Here is a 7697-nt window from a genome sequence, read left to right as displayed (position 1 = left end):
CGCGTCGCTCTCGGCGGTGTTGCGCACAAACCGTGGCGAGTGGAAGCAGCTGAAGCGGCAATGTCCAAGGGCGCCATGGCGGTGTCCGAACAATTGCTCGCCGGCGCTAAAACCACCGAACAAAACGCATTCAAACTGACCCTGGTCGAGCGCACGCTCGCTTCGGTGATAGCACAAGCGAGGGTTCAGGCATGAAATTCGACACGCCCGCCACAACCAACCCGATCGATCAGATGAAGGTGGTCGGCAAGGCCACACCTCGCATCGAAGGCCCGCTGAAAACCACCGGCCACGCCCCCTATGCCTATGAACATCACGACGCTGCGGCGAACCAGGCCTACGGTGCGGTCGTCGGCTCGGCCATCGCCAAGGGCCGCATCGCCTCGATGGACCTGGCCCTGGCCGAGTCCGCGCCGGGCGTGATTGCCATCGTCACCGCCGCCAATGCCGGCAAACTCGGCAAGGGCAAATACAACACCGCGCCTCTGCTAGGCGGGCCGCAGATCGATCACTACCATCAGGCCGTCGCACTGGTGATCGCCGAGACATTCGAGCAGGCCCGCGCCGCCGCCGAACTGGTCAACGTCTCCTATGTTATCGCCAAGGGCGCCTTCGACCTTGCCAGTTCGCGCGCCTCGGGCGTCGAAGCCAAGGACCAGATGGCCGATACGGTGCACGGCGATTTCGCCGGAGCCTATGCGGCGGCGCCCGTGCAGCTGGACGAGACTTACTTCACGCCCGATCAGGCCCACGCGATGATGGAACCGTTCGCCTCGATGGCCGCGTGGCAAGGCGACAAACTGACGTTGTGGACCTCGAACCAGATGATCGATTGGTCTGTCACTGACCTGGCGACCACCCTTGGCATGCCGAAGCAGAACGTGCGGCTGATTTCGCCGTACATCGGCGGAGGCTTCGGCGGCAAGCTGTTCATCCGCTCCGATGCGGTGCTCGCCGCGCTCGGTGCACGTCTGGCAAAGCGGCCGGTAAAAGTCGCGCTGTCGCGGCCGTTGATGATCAACAACTCGACGCACCGACCGGCAACGATCCAGCGCATTCGCATTGGCGCGAGCGCTGACGGCAAGATCACCGCGATGGCTCACGAAGGCTGGTCCGGCGATTTGCCCGGCGGCAAAGTCGAGCGCGCCGCGCAACCGAGCAAGATGCTCTACGCGGGTGAAAACCGTTTGGTGACAATGCGCCTGACCACCCTCGATCTGCCGGAAGGCAACGCCATGCGCGCGCCAGGTGAAACGCCCGGTTTGATGGCCCTGGAGATCGCCATGGACGAGATGGCAGAAAAGCTCAAACTCGACCCGGTCGAATTCCGCATCCTCAACGACACTCAGGTCGATCCGACCAACCCCGCTCGGCCGTATTCCAAGCGCCAGCTGGTGGAATGCCTGCGCACCGGCGCCGAGCGTTTCGGCTGGGACAAACGTCATGCGCAACCCGGTACGCAACGCGACGGGCGCTGGCTGATCGGAATGGGCGTCGGCGTGGCGTTTCGCAATAACGCGCTGATGAAATCCGGCGCGCGGGTGCGCCTCAGTGATCAGGGCATCGTCACGGTGGAAACCGACATGACTGATATCGGCACCGGCAGCTACACGATCATCGGGCAGACGGCGGCGGAAATGATGGGCGTGCCGCTTGATCAAGTGGTCGTGCGCCTGGGCGATTCGAGCTTTCCGGTGTCGGCCGGTTCCGGTGGCCAATTCGGGGCCAACTGCTCGACGGCGGGTGTGTATGCGGCGTGCGTCAAACTGCGTGAGGCGGTTGCCCAGCGCTTGGGCGTCAGCGCAGAAGACGCGGTGTTCGCCGACGGTGAAGTGCGTTCAGGTGGCAAAAATTTCCCTCTGCGTAAGGCGGCTCAGGCCGGGGAAATCGTTGCCGAGGACACGATCGAGTTTGCCGAGCTGAGCAAGAAGTTTCAGCAGTCGACCTTCGGCGCGCATTTTGTCGAAGTGGCGGTCGACAGCGCGACCGGTGAAACCCGGGTGCGACGGATGCTGGCGGTGTGCGCGGCGGGACGGATCCTCAACCCGACGTCGGCGCGCAGCCAGGTGATCGGCGCGATGACCATGGGCGTCGGTGCGGCGTTGATGGAAGAACTGGCGGTGGACAAGCGCCGTGGCTTTTTCGTCAACCATGATCTGGCCAGCTATGAAGTGCCGGTGCATGCCGACATTCCGCATCAAGAGGTGATTTTCCTCGATGAGACCGACGCAGTGTCGTCGCCGATGAAGGCCAAGGGGGTTGGGGAATTGGGCCTGTGCGGCGTCAGTGCGGCGATTGCCAATGCGATCTACAACGCGACGGGGATCCGCGTTCGCGAGTATCCGATCACGCTGGACAAGATGCTGGATAAATTGCCGCAGATGATTTGAGGGGGCTTGATCCGATCGCAAAATTGCGCAGATCACCTATGGGAGCAAGGCTTGCCCGCGAAGAACGATGATGCAATCTGTCAGTGAGACCGCATCATCGTTCTTCGCGAGCAAGCTTTGCTCCCACAGGTCAAAGCAAGCTCTGCTCCCTCAGGTAATCCGGTCAGGTCATTGCGCGGCGGGATATTGCTCGGCGCTGACCTGTTCCATCCATTCAACGACTTTGCCATCGAGTGCTTCGGCGATAGCGATGTGGCTCATGGCGGTGGTCGCGGTGGCGCCGTGCCAATGCTTGACCTTCGGCGCAATCCACACAGTGTCGCCCGACTTGATCGCTTTCACCGGTTGCCCGAATTCCTGCACCCAACCCGAACCGGCCGTGACGATCAGCGTCTGGCCCAGCGGATGGGTGTGCCACGCGGTGCGAGCGCCCGGTTCGAAGGTGACTGTGGCGCCACTGACCCGCGCCGGCTCGGTACCTTTGAACGGCGCATCAACGCGCACGCTGCCGGTGAAATAATCTGCCGGGCCTTTGGCCGAGGGTTGGGAGCCGTTTGGGGTGACGGTCAGCATCGGGGTCTCCTGAGCGTGGGCATCAAAGGCCAGGAGTGAAAGCGAGAGCGCGGAGGCTGCAAGGTTGTTCATGGCTGTTCTCGATGGCGTTGTGGGTACTCACTTTTAATTTAACGATGACGCGCTCAACTGATAAGCCACTAGAATCGGTTTAGACCTATGAGGGAGACTCATGAATGCTTCGGCAAAATGCCAATGACCTGCTGGCCTTTCTGGCAGTAGCGCGCGCCCGCAGTTTCACCAAGGCGGCTGCCAGGCTCGGCGTTTCCCAATCGGCGCTGAGCCATACCATCCGTGGCCTGGAAGCGCGACTGGGCTTGCGCCTGCTGACACGGACCACGCGCAGCGTATCGCCAACCGAAGCAGGCCAGCGCATGCTGGAAAAAATCGGCCCGCACTTCGAAGAGATCGAGATCGAGCTGGCGGCGCTGAGCGATTTGCGCGACACGCCGGCCGGCAATATCCGCATCAATGCGATGGACCATGCGCTGGAATACATCCTGTGGCCGGTGCTGAAACCGTTCCTGGCGCAGTACCCGGACATCTCCGTGGAGGTGTGCTGCGATTACGGTTTTGTCGATATCGCCGCACAGGGTTTTGACGCCGGTGTGCGCCTCGGTGAGGACGTTGCGCAAGGCATGATCGCCACCCGCATCGGGGCGGACATGCGCATGCTGGTGGTGGGTTCACCGGCGTATTTCACCGATCGTATTCAGCCGCTGACCCCGCGAGACCTGACCGGACATGCGTGCAACAATTTGCGCTTGCCCACCAATGGCGGACTGTACACGTGGGAGTTCAAAAAGGATCAGGAAAGCCTGAACGTGCGGGTGTCGGGGCAAGTCACATTCAATGGCGTGTATCAGTTGTTGCAGGCGGCGCTTGACGGCTTCGGCTTGAGTTACATCCCGGAAGATATGGTGGCGCCGTACATTGAGGACGGACGTTTGGTGGCGGTGCTGGATGACTGGTGCGCGCCGTTTACCGGGTTTCATTTGTACTACCCGAGCCGGCGTCAGGCATCGCCGGCGTTTGCGTTGTTTCTGGAGGCGGTGCGGTATCGGGGGTGATTGCGCGGTGTCAGGTTTGGCAGGCGGCGGGTTCGCTACCGTCATCGCGGGCAAGCCCGCTCCCACAGGATTGCGGCGATCCCGAACCTTGCGTACAAAACAAAAACCTGTGGGAGCTGAGCTTGCTCGCGATGAGGCCGGCACATTCAACATCAATGTCGACTGACCTGCCGCCATCGCGGGCGATCCCGAACCTTGCATACAAAACAAAAACTTGTGGGAGCAGAGCTTGCTCGCGATGAGGCCAACCCTCACACCACAAGAACCTCAGAACGCCCTCACTCCGCCACCGCCACCTGATTACGCCCGCGCGCTTTCGCCCGGTATAACGCCCTGTCCGCGTTGTTCAGCAAGCTATGCAGGTCATTGTCATTGACCTCCATCGCCGCCACGCCAAGGCTGGCGGTAATGCGGTGCACCGGCCCGGTCATGAGGGCAGAAATGGAACGCGTCAGTTGTTCGGCGATGGCCGTGGCGAGGTCGATCGAGGTATTGGGCAACAGCACCGCAAACTCCTCCCCTCCCATTCGACCGGAAACGTCAGCCTCGCGAAAGCACTGGCCGATCAGCACGCCCATCTGCCGCAACACCTGATCGCCGGCCTGATGCCCGTAGGAATCGTTGATCTGCTTGAAGTGGTCCATGTCCAGCATCACCGCGCACAACGGCACGCGATTGTTTTTGCAGTGGTTGAACAGCAAGTACGCCTCGGCAAAAAACGCCCGGCGGTTCTTCAGGCCGGTGAGTTCATCCGTCTGCGCGGCGTGCAGGGACAAGCGATGGGCGAGCTCCATTTCGCGGGTCAAACGAAAAGCGGTTTCCAATGCGTCGGACATTTTGCGCGTCGCGCTGGCCACAAACGAAGTGAAAACCAGCACGGCCACAGCTATACCGAACTGAAGGGGGGACGGCTGGAACAACAGCCAGAACGTACACGGAAACAGCACCAGCCCGATCGACACCAGCGTCATGTACCGATACGCCGAGTAACGCGACACCGCGCTGACCGACATGCCAACGGTAAACAACATTACCAGCGCCTGCGCCAACAAATCATCTGGCGGCATCAGTGCCAGCGCACCGGCACCCCAGATGCCGGCGGAAAGGACCAGCGTGATCCAGTAGATTCGTTCCCACCGCTGCGGATCCGGCCCCCCGGCGCCGCGACGGAAATACAGCGCGAACATCAACAGGCGCAACAGTGCTGATCCCGTCAGAATCGCCAGCCACCACGTGATCACTCGATGATCGAAGCGGTCCCAGCACACCCAGCACAGCATCACCGCAGCGAGAAAACTGCCGAATACTGCGGAGAATGATTGATGGAAAAGCTGATGCAACCGGTCGCTGCGGACCTGCTGTGCGATAAACATTTGCTGGTCGTACCGAAATCCCTGGTCACCCATTTGATCCGCCTGATCGAGCCGCTGCGACAAACCACTATTGTGGCAGTCGCAGCGATCAATGGCGACAGGGACAAGCGCATCGCGCTAGCGCATCAAAGGCTCTGGCCGGCGGTGCGTTTGCGCATTACCACTGATAAGTCGCGCTCGCCTGAACCGTGCGCTGCGCGCCGTACCAGCACCACGAATACGAAAAGCAGGACGCCACGTATTCCTTGTTGGCAAGGTTGCTCGCGTTGACCGCCAGGCGAAGGTTGTCCTTGAGGCTATTGATGCCCGGGATGTCGTAATGCACCGAGGCATCGAACAGCGTGTAGCCCGGCACTTTCAAGGTGTTGGCGGTATCGCCCCAGGACGAGCCTATGTAACGCGCCCCGGCACCGACGCCAAAGCCTTTGGCGACGCCGTCGTGGAACGTGTAGTCAGCCCATGCCGAGGCCGTGTGCCGCGGCACGCCATAAGTGGTCGTGCCCTCGGCGGAAACGGCCGGGCCGACTGCGATGTCGCTCAGCGGCGCGTAGCTGACGGTGCTGTTGGATTTAGTGATGCGGTTGTCCAGATAGGCGTAAGCGGCGGTGATGTCGAGGTTGTCGTTGAGGCTGGCCTTGCCTTCCAGCTCGAAACCACGGGACTGCACTTCACCGGACTGCTCCTGGCAACGCCCCGCGCCGCAGATATGAGTCGGATCCGGATCAAGCGTCGGCACGTTGCTCTGACGCAGGTCGAAGATCGACGCGGTGATAAAGCTGTTGCTGCCCGGCGGCTGATACTTGATGCCGATCTCGTACTGTTTGCCTTCGGTAGGCTTGAACACCGAGCCGCCAAAACCGGTGCCCGATTGCGGCTCGAACGACTCCGAGTAGCTGACGTAAGGCGATAGGCCGTTATCGAACAGGTACACCAGGCCGACGCGCCCGGTGAACGCTTCGCTGTCCAGCGAGGACTTGCTCTTGACGTTGGTGCGCAGGTTCACGGTGCTGTTGTTATTGTCGGCCCAATCGTAACGGCCACCCATCAGCAACACCCACTTGTCCCATTTGATCTGGTCTTGCAGGTACAGACCCTTCTGCTGGTTGCGTTGTGTGCCATCGCTTTGAAACGCCGTCGTGGTGACCGGCACGCCATAGACCGGCTCGAAGATGTCCAGATTCGGGCCAGCACCAAAACCGGATTTTGTGTAGGTGCTAGTGTTCTGATAATCGCCACCGAACAGCAGCGTGTGCTGCAACGGACCGGTGTCGAATTTGGCCTGCGCCTGGTTATCCAGGGTGTACGACTCGAGATTGACGTCGGCGGCGATGGTCGAGCGTCTCGATGTGCGGTAATCCGCCATCAGGTTGCTGTTGTAGAGGCTGCGGTAATCGCCTTCGCTGCGCAGATAGCGAGCGTTTTGGCGCAAGGTCCAGACGTCGTTGAGGTGATGCTCGAACAGATAACCGAGGGAGAAATACTCGCGGTCACTCTTCTCGAAATCTTTTTCGCCGTCGTAGAAATCGACATCGATATCACGCCCAAGCGGGCTGTCCAGCACCGAACCCCACGCGGGCGTCGAACCGTACGAAGCAGCTTTTGGGTCCTTCTGGAAATGCCCGAGCAAGGTCAGCGAAGTGTCGGCATTCGGCCGCCAGGTGAACGCGGAAGAGATCGACTGGCGCTGGGTTTCGGTGTGTTCGAGCTGGCCGTCGGCTTCGTCATACAGGCCGGCGAGGCGGTAGGAGTAGATGCCTTGATCGTCGATCGGTCCGCTAAGGTCGAACGTCGTGCGCTTCTTGTCGAAGGTGCCGTACTCGACGCCGATCTCATGGAACGGCGTGTCCAGCGGCCGCTTGCTGACCATGTTGACTACGCCGCTTGGGCTGGCCTGACCGTAAAGGACCGACGAAGGGCCGCGAAGAATGTCGACGCGCTCAAGGTCGAAGGCGTCTTTTTGTGGCGAGGCATCGCGGCTGCCGGGCATGCGCAGGCCGTCGAGGTACACCGCCGGGGAAAAGCCTCGGATGGTCATCTGGTCCAGGCGCGATGCCGTTGAGCCACGGGTTTCCGGGACCACAGCGGCGGTGTAGCGCAGAATCTGGTTGAGACTTTCCGCGCCTTGGGCACGCATTTGGTCCTTGGTGACCACGGAAATCGACTGCGGCGTTTCGTTCAGCGGCGTGTCGGTTTTGGTCGCCGACAACGAGCGCGTGGCGACGTAACCGTCCACCGGGCCGGTCGGGCTTTCGCTTTGGTAACCGCCGTTGATGTTGGTGGCTTGCAATTCC

At 61.1% G+C, this 7697-nt stretch carries 5 protein-coding genes and 1 pseudogene; 3 read left to right on the top strand and 3 right to left on the bottom strand.

Features of this window, described 5'->3' with window-relative positions:
• Nucleotides 1–195: pseudogene (locus DU29_RS0124915) on the top strand (FAD binding domain-containing protein); the annotation flags it as partial.
• Nucleotides 192–2390, top strand: a complete 2199-nt coding sequence (gene paoC / locus DU29_RS0124910; RefSeq protein ID WP_028624153.1) for an aldehyde oxidoreductase molybdenum-binding subunit PaoC — start codon at nucleotides 192–194, stop codon at nucleotides 2388–2390. The pseudogene DU29_RS0124915 and the gene paoC, both read left to right, overlap by 4 nt.
• A gap of 168 nt (nucleotides 2391–2558) precedes the next feature.
• Here paoC and DU29_RS0124905 read toward each other — a convergent pair whose 3' ends face one another.
• The gene (locus DU29_RS0124905; protein ID WP_081832541.1) at nucleotides 2559–3035 is read right to left on the bottom strand and encodes a (R)-mandelonitrile lyase; all 477 of its coding nucleotides are present in this window, start codon (nucleotides 3033–3035) and stop codon (nucleotides 2559–2561) included.
• A gap of 104 nt (nucleotides 3036–3139) precedes the next feature.
• Between DU29_RS0124905 and DU29_RS0124900 the strand changes: the two genes are divergently transcribed.
• Nucleotides 3140–4033: a LysR family transcriptional regulator gene (locus tag DU29_RS0124900; RefSeq protein WP_028624151.1), complete on the top strand. Its 894-nt coding sequence runs from the start codon at nucleotides 3140–3142 to the stop codon at nucleotides 4031–4033.
• A 278-nt stretch (nucleotides 4034–4311) separates the two neighbouring features.
• Here DU29_RS0124900 and DU29_RS0124895 read toward each other — a convergent pair whose 3' ends face one another.
• Together DU29_RS0124895 and DU29_RS0124890 are read right to left on the bottom strand one after the other, a co-directional pair.
• Nucleotides 4312–5439 carry a GGDEF domain-containing protein gene (locus DU29_RS0124895; RefSeq protein WP_050483173.1) on the bottom strand — a complete coding sequence of 376 codons (1128 nt, stop codon included), beginning with the start codon at nucleotides 5437–5439 and terminating at the stop codon, nucleotides 4312–4314.
• 124 nt (nucleotides 5440–5563) lie between these two features.
• A partial coding sequence (locus tag DU29_RS0124890; protein WP_028624149.1) for a TonB-dependent siderophore receptor occupies nucleotides 5564–7697 on the bottom strand: 2134 nt, incomplete at its 5' end.

It is taken from the genome of Pseudomonas sp. Ant30-3 (genome assembly GCF_000690905.1).
Classification (GTDB): domain Bacteria; phylum Pseudomonadota; class Gammaproteobacteria; order Pseudomonadales; family Pseudomonadaceae; genus Aquipseudomonas.
The sequence above is the reverse complement of the archived record's forward strand: the minus strand, read 5'-3'. Positions and strand labels throughout refer to the sequence as shown.

Coding starts and splice junctions, on each gene's coding strand:
- DU29_RS0124895 (WP_050483173.1), bottom strand. CDS start 5,439: ATGGGTGACCAGGGATTTCGGTACGACCAGCAAATGTTTATCGCACAG.
- paoC (WP_028624153.1), top strand. CDS start 192: ATGAAATTCGACACGCCCGCCACAACCAACCCGATCGATCAGATGAAG.
- DU29_RS0124900 (WP_028624151.1), top strand. CDS start 3,140: ATGCTTCGGCAAAATGCCAATGACCTGCTGGCCTTTCTGGCAGTAGCG.
- DU29_RS0124905 (WP_081832541.1), bottom strand. CDS start 3,035: ATGAACAACCTTGCAGCCTCCGCGCTCTCGCTTTCACTCCTGGCCTTT.